1 protein-coding gene and 1 pseudogene are annotated in these 2,123 nt (G+C 36.3%); both read right to left on the reverse strand.

The features are described from left to right. Positions 1-132: 132 nt before the first annotated feature. Positions 133-813, reverse strand: a pseudogene (locus NEOC84_RS09845) (IS481 family transposase); the annotation flags it as partial. A 455-nt stretch (positions 814-1,268) separates the two neighbouring features. Then, positions 1,269-1,691, reverse strand: a complete 423-nt coding sequence (locus tag NEOC84_RS00975; protein WP_166154444.1) for an F-box-like domain-containing protein — start codon at positions 1,689-1,691, stop codon at positions 1,269-1,271. Between the last annotated feature and the right edge of the window lie 432 nt (positions 1,692-2,123).

Below are 2,123 nucleotides of genomic sequence, written 5' to 3' on the forward strand. Positions count from 1 at the left end.
AATAACAGCAGCTTAAGGTGGTTTGAAGCCCGTTCCTGAAAACCGACTTCGGAGGGCCTTCTCCATCATTTGTACAGCTTAAGCACAAAGTTTTAGTTCATATTGAACTTCTTTGCGCGCCTGCGGCGCACCTTCAATGGCCAGATAAAGTTCATACTCATGATGCTCTCTTGCTCCACAGTACTCTGTACCACGATCGGTTAATATTCTTAAGACACGAATATCTTGCTCTTCAAACCATGGAATGACTTGATCATTCAGCATATCCGCTGCTACCAATGCATTTTTTCTATCGTATAGTTTGACAAAAGCTACCTTAGAATAGGTATCGATCACTGTCTGTTGATAAATGCGTCCCACACCTTTAATAGTGCCTACATAATAGGTATCTTGAGATAATAAATAGCCTGGATGTTCAGTTTCAATTTTGCCATGTGCTTCTTTTTCTTCCTTGGCTTTTTCGAAAGCTTTTAGTTGGTCCTCTGTTAATATCATTTCTTCCTGAGCTACTTTAGCTTCCAATGCTTTGAGGCGTTTTTGAAAGGTCTTAAAGATTGTATCTAAGCCAAACAGAGCGCACGCCTCCTGGCGAAATGAAAATTCCTTGTTTCTTCAAGCTCATTACATACTCCTAATATCCATAAAAAGACTTATGAAGAGCAAAACCAACCACAGCTTTTTCGATAGTCTCGTCCACCCTGTCTTTTATGCGGGTTTTTTTACTACGCGTCATACTCGAAAAGCTACCCTTCCCCTCTTTCATAAAGTTTTTTGAATCTAATATCCCATCATTTTACACGCCTTAAGATACATTTCCTAATGTTTTAGCTAGCTTTATGACACCAAGTTTATTTTTGATAAATTTTTGATGAGTTGCTAAATTTGACATTTTGGCACTCCTTATTGATCTTGGGGCCGCTCGCTTCACCTGTGGCCCTATCGCTTTCAATGAGTGGCAGGGCTTCAAGCTTCGCGGCTTTCAAATCGCATCTCTCTATTTTTATTACAAAAGTCAGATTAAGTCCTATCTATTACAATTTATATCTTCCCTTGTAAGGATAAGATAATGATAATCCTAATAAGCGGTCACCGCGGAGGCGGCTGGGGGAGAGAAACGCTTAATCCCTTGATGCTCAGAAGATAACGTAAATTAGAAAGTGCAGTAAATAGGAAAAAAAGCTATTTACAAGCATTTTTGGCTTTGCAGAGGCCCGTAGAATCCTATCTAAAGCTAGGCTTACCCTGTGACCGCTTACTAATTCTACCTTTCAATCAGTCAGCTTAAATCTGGATGCATTTTCTCTTTTATTGACAAGAGGCAAAAAACTTATTGGTAAAAAGCTATAAGAAAAGTCAATCTTTTTTGTTTTAACAAAGATTTGATATTTTTTGAGTCTATAGCGACCGATGTAATCTTGCTTTGTTTTTTTTTCACCCATTTTACTTTTAAAATCTCGACAGTAAAGGCGGTCCCATAATTCAGTTTTGTTTCCTATTTTCTCCCAATTCTGGCATACGCTTTGAGCGTGGATAACCTCTTGGGGAGACAAAAAAGAGAAGATCCGTATTATCAACTCTTCTGGAAGATGTTTAATGTTAGTCTTTGCTTTGGTAGTAAATAGTTTGTTTAGAGATAAAAATTTATATACAACCATATCTTTGTTAGATTGTGTAGGTGATAAATGCATCATACAATTAGTCCTGCGTTAAAGTTAATTTAGAAAACTTTGAGAGAATAATAGCCATGGACAAAATCCAATAATTTAAATTACCTTAACTCTCAATAATCAGATAAATAATAAACCAATTTTAAGTTAAGTTTCAAGTATATAAATTTTATGCCCTATCACTTACATAATAAGTATTTATATTTATTTATATTTTAAACTTTAAATCAACGCAAATTTAAAACTTATTTTACATTTTATTATGACCTTGTTGCGTAAATGACCTAATGTTGGTCTGTTTAAAAGCTTATCAAGTTAGTACCCATTGCTTGGGGCATTCCAAGTGCTGTCGTCTTGTTCATCGCCAAAGATTTAGCATATAATTCTGCCCGCTGATAGTCTAGCTTCCTAGAGCGAAAATCTCCTCCAAAGCTTCTTTTAAAGCGGTACATTGCC

This window comes from Neochlamydia sp. AcF84 (genome assembly GCF_011087585.1).
Lineage (GTDB): Bacteria > Chlamydiota > Chlamydiia > Chlamydiales > Parachlamydiaceae > Neochlamydia.

Excerpts from the sequence above, each read along its gene's own strand:
- NEOC84_RS00975 (WP_166154444.1), bottom strand. The coding sequence starts at position 1,691 with ATGATGCATTTATCACCTACACAATCTAACAAAGATATGGTTGTATAT.